General features: G+C 71.0%; 10 protein-coding genes. 6 read left to right on the plus strand and 4 right to left on the minus strand.

The features are described from left to right. Positions 1 to 132: 132 nt before the first annotated feature. Positions 133 to 1,476 carry a metallophosphoesterase family protein gene (locus AVW11_RS09635; RefSeq protein ID WP_079250571.1) on the minus strand — a complete coding sequence of 448 codons (1,344 nt, stop codon included), beginning with the start codon at positions 1,474 to 1,476 and terminating at the stop codon, positions 133 to 135. Between the two features lie 215 nt (positions 1,477 to 1,691). Further along, positions 1,692 to 2,807 (minus strand): LacI family DNA-binding transcriptional regulator, encoded by a 1,116-nt coding sequence (locus AVW11_RS09640; RefSeq protein ID WP_030028209.1) that lies wholly within the window; start codon positions 2,805 to 2,807, stop codon positions 1,692 to 1,694. 361 nt (positions 2,808 to 3,168) lie between these two features. Between AVW11_RS09640 and hisC the strand changes: the two genes are divergently transcribed. Continuing rightward, complete coding sequence (hisC, locus tag AVW11_RS09645; protein ID WP_060177177.1) at positions 3,169 to 4,248, plus strand: histidinol-phosphate transaminase; 1,080 nt, start codon at positions 3,169 to 3,171, stop codon at positions 4,246 to 4,248. A gap of 238 nt (positions 4,249 to 4,486) precedes the next feature. Here the strand turns inward: hisC and AVW11_RS09650 are convergent, their stop codons facing one another. Continuing rightward, positions 4,487 to 4,855, minus strand: coding sequence for a cyclophilin-like fold protein (locus AVW11_RS09650; protein WP_234362139.1), 369 nt, complete (start codon positions 4,853 to 4,855; stop codon positions 4,487 to 4,489). A gap of 189 nt (positions 4,856 to 5,044) precedes the next feature. Between AVW11_RS09650 and AVW11_RS09655 the strand changes: the two genes are divergently transcribed. From AVW11_RS09655 to AVW11_RS09670, 4 genes are all read left to right on the plus strand, one after another. Next, positions 5,045 to 6,550 carry a cytochrome ubiquinol oxidase subunit I gene (locus tag AVW11_RS09655; protein ID WP_030839431.1) on the plus strand — a complete coding sequence of 502 codons (1,506 nt, stop codon included), beginning with the start codon at positions 5,045 to 5,047 and terminating at the stop codon, positions 6,548 to 6,550. Positions 6,551 to 6,568: 18 nt separating this feature from the next. Next, a complete protein-coding gene (gene cydB / locus AVW11_RS09660; protein ID WP_060177179.1) occupies positions 6,569 to 7,570 on the plus strand; it encodes a cytochrome d ubiquinol oxidase subunit II in 1,002 nt (333 codons plus the stop codon). An 82-nt stretch (positions 7,571 to 7,652) separates the two neighbouring features. Beyond that, positions 7,653 to 11,207, plus strand: a complete 3,555-nt coding sequence (gene cydD / locus AVW11_RS09665; RefSeq protein WP_076043750.1) for a thiol reductant ABC exporter subunit CydD — start codon at positions 7,653 to 7,655, stop codon at positions 11,205 to 11,207. Positions 11,208 to 11,231: 24 nt separating this feature from the next. Next, the gene (locus AVW11_RS09670; RefSeq protein ID WP_079070419.1) at positions 11,232 to 12,983 is read left to right on the plus strand and encodes a GAF domain-containing sensor histidine kinase; all 1,752 of its coding nucleotides are present in this window, start codon (positions 11,232 to 11,234) and stop codon (positions 12,981 to 12,983) included. A gap of 16 nt (positions 12,984 to 12,999) precedes the next feature. Here AVW11_RS09670 and AVW11_RS09675 read toward each other — a convergent pair whose 3' ends face one another. After that, entirely contained in the window at positions 13,000 to 13,887 is an 888-nt protein-coding gene (locus AVW11_RS09675) for a Cof-type HAD-IIB family hydrolase (protein WP_078094662.1), read from the minus strand. Positions 13,888 to 14,012: 125 nt separating this feature from the next. Here AVW11_RS09675 and AVW11_RS09680 point away from each other — a divergent pair, with 125 nt between their 5' ends. After that, positions 14,013 to 14,918: an LLM class flavin-dependent oxidoreductase gene (locus tag AVW11_RS09680; protein ID WP_076043752.1), complete on the plus strand. Its 906-nt coding sequence runs from the start codon at positions 14,013 to 14,015 to the stop codon at positions 14,916 to 14,918. Positions 14,919 to 14,924: the final 6 nt, after the last annotated feature.

Genomic DNA, 14,924 nt, shown 5'->3' on the forward strand with positions numbered 1-14,924 from the left:
GAAGCCGGTTTGCCCGCGTAGACCCGGACGCCGGCTGAAACGGAGGAGAGCCTGCTACGGATAGAGCGATGGTAGAGCGCCCACACCATGCCGTGACAGGGGCTTTCCGGAAATACCCCTCTGCGTAAGCTCTCAGTCGCTCAGCGGAAGCCGTACGACGAGCAGCTTGCCGGCCATCGTCACGCCGCCGTCCATCGCGATGGCGAGCCCGTCCGCGTAGACGTGCGGGCCGTCCACGGCCTCCGGGCCGCGCGTCTCGTCGCCGTCCTCGGTGCCCACTTCGCCGAGCAGGTACGGGATGGGGCTGTGGCCGTGCACGACGCGGCTGCCGCCGTAGGTGTCGAGCAGTTCGCGGACGGCCTGCGGGCCGGTCTCCTCGTCGCGGAACGCGAAGCGCTTGGTGAACTTCCGGAAGAGGTCCCAGGTGATGTCGACGTCGCCCCGGTTGAGGAGCTCGTGGATGGTGTCGTTGACGTCCTCGATGGAGTCGCCGTAGTCGAGGTAGGCCGTGGTGTCGGAGTGCAGCAGCAGGTGGTCCTCCTCCAGCACGGCGGCGTCCAGCCGCGACATCCACTGGATGTGTACGTCCTGCAGGCGCTCCATGTCGGTGCGCTGGCCGCCGTTGAGCAGCCAGGCGGCCTGGAAGGTGGCGGTGCCGGCGCCCGAGACGACGGGGGTGTCGCCGAACCGCTTGGCGCCGATGAGCAGCAGTTCGTGATTGCCCATCAGGGCCTTGCAGTAGCCGCCTGCGGCGGCCGCCTCGGCGGACAGCCGCATGACGAGGTCGATGACGCCGATGCCGTCCGGGCCGCGGTCGGTGAAGTCGCCGAGGAACCAGAGCCGGGCGTTGCCCGCGGACCAGCGGCCCTCCCCGTCGATCAGGCCCTGGGCGCGCAGCTCGGTGACGAGCTCGTCGAGGTAGCCGTGGACGTCGCCGACGACGTACAGCGGGCCGGGGCCGGCGGTGTCCTGCGGGACGTACTGGACCTGGACGGTGTCGCCGGGGCCGCCGAGCGGGGCACGGCCGATGACGGGGAGGTCCCGGTAGGTCGGGGTGTAGCCCTCGGGCTCGTCCTCCTCGGGGCCCTTGGTCATCGAGTGCACCGGTTCGGCATCGGTGTGCGCGTGGGCGCGTCCCTGGCCCGGGACCTGCGCCTGCCCCTGCCCCGGGACCTGGGGTCGCCCGTGCAGGTGCTCCTCGTGGCGGGGATCCTGGCGCGGATCGCGGTGCGGGACCGGCGGCGCGTCGGACGCGGGCGGCTGCGGCGCGTAGCCCGGCTGCGGCGGCACGACGGCCTGTGCGCCGTCCTCGTAGTACGCGGGGTACTCGCCGTACACGGGGGCCTCGTCGGGCAGACCGGTGGATACGGCGTACGGAGCGGCGGGTTCGGTGACTGGCACCCGGAAGTCCCGCAGCGTTTCCGTCCGCATCGCGGGTCCCTGACCGGCCCCCTGAGTCATCGACCCCTCCACCACCGTCGCGCTGCCGTACACCTGCGGACCCTCCTGACCTCCGGGGAGGAGGGTCCGTGATGTCGTGCGCCCATCATAGGAATGCGGCTCGCGCTCTGTGACGCACCAGGGGTGGTGAATCCTTTGCGGAGCGTATCGTTCCTACCGTTTTTGCCCGATATTGCCGTTGCTGAAATCCTGGACCGACCGCCGATCAGGCCGACCGGGCGGTCTGCCGGTCAGTCCTGGGCGGGAGATCGGGGCGGGCTGACGGTCGTTCGGGGCTGCCTGCGCTGCGACGAGGTACGGATGATCAGCTCGGTCGGGACGACCTGTTCGACCGGGCGGCCGGTGTCCACGCCCTCGATCGCGTCGATGAGCAGCTGCACGACGGCGGTGCCGATGCGGCGCGGTTTGAGGGACAGGGTGGTGATGGGCGGCTCGGTGTTGGCGTACACGGTGGACTCGCTGCAGCACACCAGCAGCAGGTCCTCGGGGACGCGCAGGCCGTAGCGGCGGGCGGCGGCGAGCAGGTCGGTGCCGTTGGGGTCGAAGAGTCCGTAGACGGCGTCGGGGCGGTCGGGGCGGGCGAGGAGCCGGTCGGCGGCGACGGCGCCCGCGCACGGGTCGTGGGCGGGGTAGGACTCGTAGACCGGGTCCTGGCCGACGCGCTCGCACCAGTTGAGGTAGGCGGTGGTGGACAGGCGGGTGTAGGTGTCGGTGGTGGTGCCCGTCAGCAGCCCGATCCGGCGGGCGCCGGCCGCGGCGAGGTGGTCGAGGAGGCCGAGCACGGCGGCCTCGTGGTCGTTGTCGACCCAGGCGGTCACGGGGAGGGAGCCGGCGGGCCGGCCGTCGGAGACCACGGGCAGGCCCTGGCGGACGAGCTCGGTGACGACGGGATCGTGGTCGGAGGGGTCGATGACGACGGTGCCGTCGAGGGCGACGTTGGACCACACGTCGTGGCGGGAGGTGGCCGGGAGGATGACGAGGGCGTATCCGCGGGCGAGCGCCGCCGAGGTGGCGGCCCTGGCCATCTCGGCGAAGTAGGCGAATTCGGTGAAGGTGAAAGGTTCATCCCCGTATGTCGTCACGGTCAGGCCGATGAGGCCGGACTTGCCGGTACGGAGGGTGCGGGCGGCGGCCGAGGGGCGGTAGCCCAGCCGGTCGGCGACCTCGCGAACGTGGCGGCGGGTGGCGTCGGGCAGCCGTCCCTTGCCATTGAGCGCGTCGGAGACGGTCGTGATGGAGACGCCCGCCGCGGCGGCCACGTCCCTGATGCCGGCCCGGCCCTGTCGGCCGGCGGCCCGCCGGGTGGTCTCGGTCCGGCTCACCTGATGCTTCCCTGCTGCTGTCATGGCGAGCCGATAGTAGGGCTCGGTGGGGTGCTCGGTCCGGGTGCATATGCACGCGTTGACAGGCACGTTTCTGCATGGTTCGCCACCCCCAATGACCTTGGAAATGAAGGCTTTTGGCGGCGTGGGTAGCTGGTGGGGCTTGTCGGCGGGTCCGGGCATGCCAAAACGGTGGGGATTCGGGTCGGTCTCAACTCACCTGCACGAGGGATGCGCGCCACGGCGCAGGCCACCGGCGCGCGCATATATGCGTGCGCTCCCCCTCATTCCAGGCGCCCCCATTCTCGGAAGGGCGGAATCCTCATAAGGTGAGCAGTATTGAGTCGACGGCGACGTCGTACGGGACGGTCGAGGAGGACCTGCGGTGAGCGAGAACAGCCCGAAGCTGCGCGCCGAGCTGGACGGCATTCCGACATACAAGCCCGGCAAGCCGGCAGCCGCGGGCGGGCCCGTCGCGTACAAGCTGTCCTCGAACGAGAACCCGTACCCGCCGCTGCCGGGTGTGCTGGAGAGCGCCGTCACGGCGGCCGGGACCTTCAACCGCTACCCCGACATGGCCTGCACCGGTCTGGTGAACGAGATCGCCGAGCGGTTCGGCGTGCCGGTCGAGCACGTGGCCACCGGCACCGGCTCGGTGGGCGTGGCCCAGTCGCTGATCCAGTCCACCGCGGGTCCGGGCGACGAGGTCATGTACGCCTGGCGCTCCTTCGAGGCGTACCCGATCATCACGCAGATCTCGGGCGCGACCTCGGTGCAGGTCCCGCTGACCGAGGGCGACGTGCACGACCTGGACGCCATGGCCGCGGCGATCACCGAGCGGACCCGGCTGATCTTCGTCTGCAACCCGAACAACCCCACCGGCACCGCCGTGCGCCGGGCCGAGCTGGAGCGGTTCCTGGACCAGGTGCCCTCGGACGTCCTGGTGGTCCTGGACGAGGCGTACCGCGAGTTCGTGCGCGACACGGACGTCCCGGACGGCATCGAGCTCTACCGCGACCGCCCCAACGTCGCCGTGCTGCGTACGTTCTCCAAGGCGTACGGTCTCGCCGGCCTGCGGGTCGGCTTCGCGGTCGCGCATGAGCGGGTGGCCGCGGCGCTGCGCAAGACGGCGGTTCCCTTCGGCGTCAGCCAGCTCGCGCAGGACGCGGCGGTTGCCTCACTGCGCGCCGAGGACGAGCTGATGGGCCGCGTCGGGGCGCTGGTGGGCGAGCGGGCGCGGGTCCACGAGACGCTGCTGGCGCAGGGATGGACCGTGCCGGACACGCAGGCGAACTTCGTGTGGCTGCGGCTCGGCGAGCGGACCGTGGATTTCGCGGCCGCCTGCGAGAAGGCCGGTGTGGTGGTCCGGCCCTTCGCGGGTGAGGGCCTGCGGGTCACGATCGGTGAGCCCGAGGCGAACGACCTCTTCCTGCACACGGCGGGGGCGTTCTTCAAGGAGCTCTAGGCTCCACGGCCGCTACGTTGCGAGGCCTCCGGGTTCCGCAGGGCGAACGCGAACGCGAACCTGCGAACGGGAAGGCGAACGCGAGAACGCGAACGCGAACCCGGGAACGCGGACGCGGACGGCGCCGGACACGGAGGGCGCCGGACGCCGACGCGGCACGGGCGCCGACGCGGCACGGGGCACCGGGGGCCTCCGTCCTGTCGGCCGGACCGCCGCGCGGACGGGTGGGGCGGCAGCCTCAGGCCAGTTCCACGCGGACGGGATCGCCGTCGCGGACGGTGGACAGCAGGCGGGGGTCGCCGTCGAACGAGCCGAGCACGTTGCACGGGCTCGCGAGGCGGCTCTCGCCTCCGCGCGAGATCGGCGTCGGGCCGTAGGGCAGCGCGAGGGCGTCGCCCTCGGTCCAGAACGCGACCGTGCCGGGCTCGACCACCTGTCGGGCGTCGTCCTCCAGGGCCACGCAGACGCCGGTGTCGAAGTAGACCTCCTCGCCCCATGTGTTCGCGGAGGCGGAGATCGGAAGGGCCTCGGCCAGCGCCTTGCTGGTCGGGGTCTCGTCGAGGGTTGCGGTGAGCTGGCCCGCAGGCCAGGAGATTCGAATCTGCATGAGCCGCATTCAACAATCTGTTGAATTGATTGGCTAGAGGGGTACCCCGGGTGAAGGCGACCGAAAGCCGTGCGCCATAATGCTTGTGAATGTGAACGCGTTCACAAGCGTGTCTGCTTCCTCCCGGATTGGGCGGGCTCGGAAGGCAGGCCTCCCCTGTGATCACGGCGACACGAAGGAGACGAGGACGTGGACCTGGCTCTGGCGCCAGAAACCCTGGCGCGATGGCAGTTCGGCATCACCACCGTCTATCACTTCCTCTTCGTGCCCTTGACGATCTCGCTGGCCGCGCTCACGGCAGGCCTGCAGACCGCTTGGGTGCGCACCGAGAAGGAGAAGTACCTCAGAGCCACCAAGTTCTGGGGAAAGCTCTTCTTGATCAATATCGCGATGGGTGTCGTCACCGGCATCGTCCAGGAGTTCCAGTTCGGCATGAACTGGTCCGACTACTCGCGGTTCGTGGGTGACATCTTCGGAGCCCCCCTCGCCTTCGAGGCGCTGATCGCGTTCTTCTTCGAGTCCACCTTCATCGGGTTGTGGATCTTCGGCTGGGACAAGCTGCCCAAGAAGATCCACCTGGCCTGCATCTGGATGGTGTCCATCGGCACCGTCCTGTCCGCCTACTTCATCCTGGCGGCCAATTCCTGGATGCAGCACCCGGTCGGATACCGGATCAACGAGGAGCGGGGCCGGGCCGAGCTCACCGACTTCTGGCTGGTGCTCACCCAGAACACCGCGCTCACCCAGTTCTTCCACACGATCACGGCCGCTTTCCTCGTCGGCGGTGCGTTCATGGCCGGCATCTCCGCCTACCACCTGGCACGCAAGAAGCACGTCCCGGTGATGCGCAGCTCGCTGCGCCTGGGCCTCGTCGTCCTGATCATCGCCGGCCTGGGCACCGCGATCAGCGGCGACCTGCTGGGCAAGGTCATGTTCAAGCAGCAGCCCATGAAGATGGCCGCTGCCGAGGCCCTCTGGGACGGCGAGGCGCCCGCCCCCTTCTCCGTCTTCGCCTACGGAGACGTCGAGAAGGGCCACAACAAGGTGGCCATAGAGATCCCGGGTCTGCTCTCCTTCCTGGCCAACGACGACTTCACCTCCTTCGTCCCGGGCATCAACGACGTCAACAAGGCCGAGCAGGAGAAGTTTGGGCCGGGCGACTACCGGCCCAACATCCCCGTCGCCTACTGGGGCTTCCGCTGGATGATCGGCTTCGGCATGGCCTCGCTCGGTGTGGGCGTGCTGGGGCTCTGGCTGACCCGCAAGAAGTTCCTGCTGCCGCCGGGGCTGCGCACCGGGGAGGACGAGGTCCCGAACCTGGTGCTCTTCAAGAAGGCGCTGAGCCCCAGGATCGGCAACCTCTACTGGATCGTCGCCCTCTGGACCACGGGCTTCCCGCTCATCGCGAGCTCCTGGGGCTGGATCTTCACCGAGATGGGCCGCCAGCCGTGGGTGGTCTACGGGGTCCTGCGCACCCGCGACGCGGTCTCGCCGCACGTCTCCCAGGCCGAGGTGCTCACCTCGATGATCGGCTTCACCCTGCTCTACGCCGTGCTCGCCGTGATCGAGGTCAGGCTCCTGGTCAAGTACGTCAAGCTCGGCCCGCCGGAGCTCACCGAGGCCGACCTCAACCCGCCCACCAAGATCGGCGGGGACGACAAGAACCCCGACCGGCCGATGGCCTTCTCGTACTGAGGCTGAGGAGAACGCACCATGGAGCTCCACGACGTCTGGTTCGCGCTGATCGCCGTCCTGTGGATCGGCTACTTCTTCCTGGAGGGCTTCGACTTCGGCATCGGCGTGCTGACCAAGCTGCTCGCCCGCGACCGTACGGAGAAGCGGGTCCTGATCAACACCATCGGGCCCGTATGGGACGGCAACGAGGTCTGGCTGCTCACGGCGGGCGGTGCGACCTTCGCCGCCTTCCCCGACTGGTACGCCACCCTCTTCTCCGGCTTCTACCTGCCGCTGCTGCTCATCCTGGTCTGCCTGATCATCCGGGGTGTGGCCTTCGAGTACCGGCACAAGCGCCCGGAGGAGAGCTGGCAGGCCAACTGGGAACACGCGATCTTCTGGACCTCGCTGATCCCCGCCTTCCTGTGGGGTGTGGCCTTCGCCAACATCGTGCGCGGAGTGAAGATCGACCAGGACAAGGAGTACGTCGGCACCTTCCTCGACCTGCTCAACGTCTACTCGCTGCTCGGCGGGCTGGTCACTCTCACGCTGTTCACCTTCCACGGCGCGGTCTTCGCCTCGCTCAAGACCGTCGGCGACATCCGCGACCGGGCGCGCAGGACGGCGACGACGCTGGGTCTCGTCACCGCCGTCCTGGCGCTGGTCTTCCTCATCTGGACGCAGGTCTCGCACGGCGACGGCAAGAGCCTGATCGCGATGGCCGTCGCGGTGACGGCCCTGCTCGGCGCGCTCGGCTTCAACCTGGCGGGCCGCGAGGGCTGGTCGTTCGCCCTGTCCGGGATCACCATCGCGGCGGCCGTCGCGATGCTCTTCCTGACGCTCTTCCCGAACGTGATGCCCTCCTCGCTCGACCCGGCTTGGAGCCTCACGGTCACCAACGCCTCGTCCAGCCCGTACACGCTGAAGATCATGACCTGGTGTGCCGCTGTGGCCACCCCGCTCGTGCTGCTCTACCAGGGGTGGACGTACTGGGTGTTCCGCAAGCGGATCGGGACGCAGCACATCGTCGACGCGCACTGACTCCCGTGTTCGCGGACGTGCCCGCGCCCCCGCGCCACCTGCCCCGCCGGCCCGGCCGGCCCTCCCCCGGAGGATGTTTCACGTGAAACCGATCGACCCGCGCCTGCTCCGGTACGCCCGGTCCACCCGCCTCTTCCTGGGGGCGGTGGTGGCCCTGGGGCTTGCCGGGGCGGGGCTGGTGGTCGGCCAGGCGATGCTCGTCGCCGAGATCGTGGTCGGCGCCTTCGAGCAGGGCCTCGACGCTGCGGCGCTCCGTACGCCGCTGTTGCTTCTCGCGGCGGTCGCCCTCGGCCGCGCCCTGGTCGCGTGGCTGACGGAGCTGGCCGCGCACCGCGCCAGTGCGGCGGTCAAGTCGCAACTGCGGGGCCGCCTGCTGGACCGGGCCGCGGAGCTCGGGCCCGGGCGTGCGGGCGGTCAGTGCACCGGATCGCTGGTGTCGCTGGCCACCCGCGGCGTGGACGCGCTCGACGACTACTTCTCCCGCTACCTGCCCCAGTTGGGGCTCGCCGTCGTGGTGCCGGTGGCGGTACTCGCCCGCATCGTCACCGAGGACTGGGTGTCGGCGGCCATCATCGTGGTCACCCTCCCCCTCATCCCGGTCTTCATGGTCCTCATCGGCATGGCCACCCAGTCCCGGATGGACCGCCAGTGGCGGCTGCTGTCGCGGCTGTCTGGGCACTTCCTCGACGTGGTGGCCGGTCTTCCCACGCTGAAGGTCTTCGGCCGGGCCAAGGCGCAGGCCGAGTCGATCCGCAAGATCACCGACGACTACCGCCGGGCGACGATGCGGACGCTGCGGATCGCCTTCCTCTCGTCCTTCGCGTTGGAACTGCTGGCGACCCTGTCGGTCGCGCTGGTGGCCGTGACCATCGGCATGCGCCTCGTCCACGGCGAACTCGACCTCTACACCGGCCTGGTCATCCTGATCCTGGCGCCCGAGGCCTACCTGCCGCTGCGGCAGGTGGGCGCGCAGTACCACGCGGCCGCAGAGGGGCTGGCAGCCGCCGAGGAGATCTTCGAGGTCCTGGAGAGCCCCGCCGCCGGCCCGGCCGGTACGGCGGAGCTGCCCGGCGGTGCTCCCCTGCGAATCGAGATCGACGGGGTCGCCGTCCGCTACGAGGGCCGGGACGAGGACTCGCCCCGCCCCGTCTCGCTGACCGTCGGACCGGGGGAGTGCGTGGCCCTCACCGGCCCGAGCGGGGCCGGCAAGTCCACGCTGCTCCAGGTGCTGCTGGGGTTCGTGCGGCCGACCGCCGGGCGGGTGCGGATCGCGGGCGTGGACCTGGCCGAGCTGTCGCCGGAGCAGTGGCGGGAGCGGATCGCGTGGGTGCCGCAGCGGCCGCACCTGTTCGCCGGAACCGTCGCCGAGAACGTACGGCTGGCCCGGCCCGGGGCCCGGGACAGTGAGGTGGCCGCCGCTTTGGAGGACGCCGGCGCCTGGGAGTTCGTCTCCGCGCTGCCGCGCGGGGCCGAGACCCTGCTGGGCGAGGGCGGCGTGGGCCTGTCCGCCGGGCAGCGGCAGCGGCTGGCGCTGGCGCGGGCCTTCCTGGCCGACCGGCCGGTGCTGCTGCTGGACGAGCCGACGGCGGCGCTGGACGGCGAGACCGAGGCCGGGATCGTGGACGCCGTCCGGCGTCTCTCCGCGGGACGGACGGTCCTGCTGGTCGTGCACCGGCCGGCCCTGCTCGCCGTCGCGGACCGGGTGGTCCGTATGGCGGCCGGCCCCGTACCCGACGGGCCCGACACCCTCCCCCGCACCGCGGTGCCCACGGCGGCCGAGGAGCCGGCCGCCGGTGACCTCGGCCCCGACGCCGGGGAGTGGATCCTCGGCGCCGCTCCCGAGCGGGTGCGGATCGGCGGGACCTCGGCGGACGCGGGCGGAGCCGATCCGCTGCGCCGGGTGCGGGCGGTGGCCAGGGCATGGCAGGGACGGTTCAGGCTGGGGCTGCTGCTCGGATCACTGGCTGTCGGCTGCAGCGTCGGACTGATGGCCGTGTCGGGTTGGCTGATCTCAAGGGCTTCCGAACAACCGCCCGTCCTCTATCTGATGGTGGCCGTCACCGCGACCCGGGCCTTCGGAATGGGCCGTGCCGTCTTCCGGTACGCCGAACGGCTCGTCTCGCACGACGCCGTCCTGCGGATGCTCGCCGACCTCAGGGTGTCCGTGTACCGGCGGCTGGAGCGCATCGCACCCGCCGGGCTGCGTGAACACCGCCGAGGGGACCTGCTGGCCCGGCTGGTCGCCGACGCCGACGCCCTGCAGGACTACTGGCTGCGCTGGCTGCTGCCCGTCGGCACCGCGGTCCTCGTCGGAACGGGCTCCGTCGCCTTCACCACATGGCTGCTGCCCGAGGCCGGAGCCGTGCTCGCCGCCGGCCTCCTCGCCGCTGGCATCGGGGTGCCCCTGGTCAGCGGCGCCTGCGCCCGCCGTGCGGAGCGCAGGCTCGCGCCCGCGCGGGGCGAGCTCGCCACCCGGGTGGCCGACCTCCTGACCGGCACCGCGGAGCTGACTGTGGCCGGGGCGCTGGCGGACCGCAAGGACCGGGCCCGGGAGAGCGACGGCGTGCTGACCCGCATCGCCGCGCGGGGCGCCGCCGCGGGCGGGCTGGGCGGTGGGCTGTCCGCCCTCGTCTGCGGACTCACGGTTGTGGCCGCCGCGGCCGTCGCCGCGAACGCGGTCCACGACGGCCGGCTGTCCGGGGTCGCCATGGCCGTCGCGGTCCTGACGCCCCTCGCCGCGTTCGAGGCGGTGACCGGACTCCCCCTCGCCGTCCAGTACCGCCAGCGGGTGCGCCGTAGCGCCGAGCGGGTCTACGAGGTCATCGACGCGCCCGTTCCCCTTGCGGAGCCGGAGCAGCCCGCCGAGGCCCTCGCCTCGCCCTTCCCCCTCAGGCTGACAGGGCTCTCCGCCCGCCATCCGGGCCAGGAACACGACGCGCTGCGCGGGGTGGACCTCACCCTGGAGGCCGGGCGCCGCATCGCGGTCGTCGGCCCCTCGGGCTCCGGCAAGACCACGCTGGCACAGGTCATGCTGCGGTTCCTGGACCCGGCCGAAGGCTTCTACACCCTGGGAGGCGCCGACGCGCGCACGCTCGACAGCGACGCCGTACGGGCGCTCGTGGGGCTGTGCGCCCAGGACGCGCACCTCTTCGACAGCTCGGTCCGGGAAAACCTCCGGCTGGCCAGGACCGGGGCGAGCGAGGAACAGCTGAGGGACGCTCTGGCTGCGGCCCGGCTGCTGGAATGGGCGGACGGCCTCCCCGACGGGCTGGACACGCTGGTCGGCGAACACGGCGAGCGGATCTCGGGCGGCCAGCGCCAGCGCCTCGCCCTGGCCCGGGCACTGCTGGCGGACTTCCCCGTACTGGTCCTGGACGAGCCGGCCGAGCATCTGGACCTGGCCACGGCGGACGCCCTGACCGCGGACCTGCTGGCCGCCACGGAGGGCCGCACCACCGTGCTGATCACGCACCGGCTGGCCGGCCTGGACGCGGTCGACGAGGTGCTCGTGCTGGACCGCGGCGAGGTCGTGCAGCGCGGCGGGTACGCGGAGCTGGCCGCGGTCGAGGGGCCGCTGCGCCGAATGCTGGAGCGGGAACGGGCGACGGACGGGACTCTGGCCGACTTTCCCCGCTAATGGGGACTAACTACTCTCAAGGGCATGCCAGTGCAGCCGTCGCAGGAATCACCGGATCCCCTGCCGGATCCGCCGCAGGGGACATCGGATCCCCTGGCTGTCGCCACGGAGGCCACCAGGAGCCTGCACGGACTGTCCACCGAGCTGACGGCGCGGGTACCGCAGCTGCTGGAGGCCATGCGGTCGGTCGGGACCGGCCTGGAGCTGCACTCCACCCTCGACCGCATCTGCGAGACAGCGGCCGAGCTCGCGGGGGCCCGCTACGCGGCGATCGGTGTCGTCGACACGGAGGGCCGCGGGCTCTCCGACTTCGTCACCCACGGGATCAGCCCGGAGGTGTCCCGGAAGATCGGACACCGTCCGGACGGGAAGCGGGGTCTGCTCGGAGCGCTGATCTCGCACTCCGACACCGTGCGGCTCGCCGATCTGACGAAGGACCCGCGCTCGGCGGGCTTCCCGGCGCACCACCCGCCCATGAAGACGTTCCTCGGTGTCCCGATCCGGGTGCAGGGGGAGATATTCGGCAATCTGTACCTCGCCGAGAAGAACGGCGGCGTCGAGTTCAACGACTACGACGTCCACATGGTCCGGGTTCTGGCCACCGAGGCGGGCATCGCCATCGGCAATGCCCGACTGTACGAGGCGGCCACCCAGCGCGAGCGCTGGATCGACGGCTCGGTCGCCGTCACCACGGCCCTGCTGTCCGGCGGGGACGCCGACGATGCCCTCTCGGTGGTGGCCGAGCAGGCCCGCCGACTGGCCGACTCCGCCGCCGGGATCGTCCTGCTGCCGGCCGAAGAGGGCGGGATGGAGATCGTCGCCGTATCGGCGGAGAACCCGGCCACGTCGCTCGGCGTGGTGGTCCCCGGTGAGAGCCCGGTGGCCGGCCATCTGCTGCGCGGCGAGCCGGTCTTCACGGACGACGCCTCGGCGGACCCCCGTATGATCAGCCCGCTCACCAGCCAGTACGGCCCCTGCATGATGCTGCCCCTGCACAGCGGCGGGCGCGTGCTGGGCGCGCTGGTCACCCCCCGTGCGCGCGGCAAGCGACCCTTCACCGAGGCCGAACGGACCCTGGCCACTCAGTTCGCCTCACAGGCGGCGCTCGCCCTGATGATGGCCGAGGCACAACGCGACCGGGAGCGGCTGGCGGTCTTCGAGGACCGCGATCGGATCGCCCGCGACCTGCACGACCTCGTCATCCAGCGGCTGTTCGCCACCGGGATGATGCTGGAGGGGGCCCAGCGCCGGTCGATCGTTCCCGAAGTCCGGGACGGGGTGGGCAAGGCCGTGGACGAACTGGACGTCACGATCCAGGAGATCCGCACGGCGATCTTCGCCCTCCAGCAGGGGCCTGCGGAGGCACCGTCCGGGCTGCGCACCCGCGTTCTGCGGGAGATCAACATGGCGGCCGTTCCCCTGGGTTTCAAGCCCGCGCACCGCTTCCTCGGGCCGGTCGACACGGTCGTCGGCGAGCTCGTCGGCAAGAACCTGATCGCCGCGCTGCGCGAGGCGCTGTCCAACGCCTTCCGGCACGCCGACGCCTCCCGGATCGAGGTGGTCCTGGACTGCACCGTCACACTGCCCGACGGCAGGCCCGGAGTCCGGCTTGAAGTCGCCGACGACGGGGTGGGCATCCCCGACAGCGGCAGGCGCAGCGGCTTGCGCAACCTGCGGCGGCGGGCGGAGTCGCTCGGCGGCACGAGCTCCTACGGCCCCGGCATCGGGGAGGACGGTGGCGGGACCACCCTGGTGTGGGAGGCCCCGCTCCAGTAGCGCCTGGTCGCGCTGCCTAGGCCTGGTGCCGTGCGAGGCGTTCCGCCAGGATGCGCTCGATGACGAGGGCGACCCCGTCCTCGTTGTTGGCGACCGTACGGCCGGACGCGGCAGCGATCACATCGGGGTGGGCGTTGCCCATCGCGTAGGAGGTGCCCGCCCAGCTGAGCATCTCGACGTCGTTCGGCATGTCCCCGAACGCGACGACCTCGGCGGGGGAGATGCCCCGCTCGGCGCAGCACAGAGCCAGGGTGCTCGCCTTGGACACGCCGTGCCCGCTGATCTCCAGCAGGGCGGTGGGGCTGGACCGGGTGATCGACGCGTACGAGCCGGCGGCGGAGCGGGCCAGTGCGAGGAACTCGTCCGGGGTGATTTCGGAGTGGTGCGCCAGCAGTTTGAGAACGGGTGCGGCACTGCCGTCCGTGTTGTCACGGAGCAACTGCTCGGCGGTCGCGAGCCTGGCGCCCGGATCCTTGAAGAAGGGAGGGTAGGCCGGCTCGTAGTTGATGCCGGTGGTCAGCTCGACCGCGAAGGACGTACCGGGTGCCGCCGCGCGCAGGGCTTCGACGACGGACAGGGCGGACGTCCTCGGGAGGGCCCTGACCTGTACGAATTCCCGTCCTGCGTGCAGGTCGACCACCGCAGCGCCATTGGCGCAGATCGCGAGGCCGTGTCCGTGGACGTGGTCGGCGACCACGTCCATCCACCGGGCGGGCCGCCCCGTGACGAAGAAGACCTCGATGCCCGCCTCCTCGGCGGCGGCGAGCGCCGCGACGGTACGCGGCGAGACGGACTGGTCATCCCGGAGCAGGGTGCCGTCGAGGTCGGTGGCGATGAGCCGGGGCGCGGGGGTCTGCCCGTCCGGGCACTGAGGAGCCGAGGTCACGGCTCCATCTTCGCCCATGGGAGGAGAGGGCCGGACCATGATCAAGCCAGTCTGCTCGCTGGGTGATCGACGGTGTTTCACGTGAAACACGTCTGCGGGTCGATGTTTCACGTGAAACATCGGCCCCACCGTAGGCTCGATGCATGAGTCTGCGTCTGAGCACGGTGATCCTTCCGGTACGTCGATGGCACGAGGGGGGTCGGGACCAGTGGCTGCGCGCCGAGCAGCTCGGGTTCCACACCGCCTACACCTACGACCACCTGTCGTGGCGGAGCTTCCGCGACGGTCCCTGGTTCGGTGCGGTGCCCACACTGACCGCGGCGGCCGCCGCCACCGAGCGGATGCGCCTGGGCACGCTCGTCACCTCGCCGAATTTCCGTCATCCGGTGACCCTCGCCAAAGACCTCATCAGCCTGGACGACGTATCGGACGGCCGGATCACCCTCGGTATCGGCGCCGGTGGAAACGGCTTCGACGCCACGGCCCTGGGTCAGGAGGCATGGTCCCCGCGTGAGCGCGCCGATCGCTTCGCCGAGTTCGTGCCCCTGCTGGACCGGTTGCTGACCGAGGGGGCCGTGAGCCACGAGGGCACCTTTTACTCCGCCGAGGAGGCCCGCAACATCCCCGGCTGTGTGCAGCGGCCGCGGCTGCCGTTCGCGGTCGCCGCGACCGGCCCGCGGGGTCTGCGGCTCGCCGCCCGGCACGGGCAGGCGTGGGTGACCACGGGTGACCCGAAACTCTTCGAGAGCGGCACGCCCGAGCAGTCGCGGGAGGCTCTGCGAGGGCAGCTCGAACGGCTTGAGAAGGCCTTCGTGGAGGTCGGCCGGGCTCCCGAGCCCATGGAGAAGATCCTGCTGACCGGCTTCACTCCCGAGGCCAACACCGTGCTCGCGTCCGTGGACGCGTTCGTCGACTTCGCAGGACGGCATCGCGAGCTGGGGTTCACCGAGCTGGTGATCCACGCACCGATCCCGGACTCCGACTTCGCAGCGGACGAGGCCGTCTTCGAGAAGATCGCCACCGAGGCCCTGGCGCAGCTCGACAGCTGACCCACC

It is taken from the genome of Streptomyces amritsarensis, from assembly GCF_001953875.1.
In the GTDB taxonomy this organism is placed as follows: domain Bacteria; phylum Actinomycetota; class Actinomycetes; order Streptomycetales; family Streptomycetaceae; genus Streptomyces; species Streptomyces amritsarensis.

What these genes read in the sequence shown, in the direction of transcription:
- AVW11_RS09670 (WP_079070419.1), top strand. Translation starts at nt 11,232, where the DNA reads ATGCCAGTGCAGCCGTCGCAGGAATCACCGGATCCCCTGCCGGATCCG.
- AVW11_RS09640 (WP_030028209.1), bottom strand. Translation starts at nt 2,807, where the DNA reads ATGACAGCAGCAGGGAAGCATCAGGTGAGCCGGACCGAGACCACCCGG.
- cydB (WP_060177179.1), top strand. Translation starts at nt 6,569, where the DNA reads ATGGAGCTCCACGACGTCTGGTTCGCGCTGATCGCCGTCCTGTGGATC.
- AVW11_RS09675 (WP_078094662.1), bottom strand. Translation starts at nt 13,887, where the DNA reads ATGGGCGAAGATGGAGCCGTGACCTCGGCTCCTCAGTGCCCGGACGGG.
- AVW11_RS09650 (WP_234362139.1), bottom strand. Translation starts at nt 4,855, where the DNA reads ATGCAGATTCGAATCTCCTGGCCTGCGGGCCAGCTCACCGCAACCCTC.
- AVW11_RS09680 (WP_076043752.1), top strand. Translation starts at nt 14,013, where the DNA reads ATGAGTCTGCGTCTGAGCACGGTGATCCTTCCGGTACGTCGATGGCAC.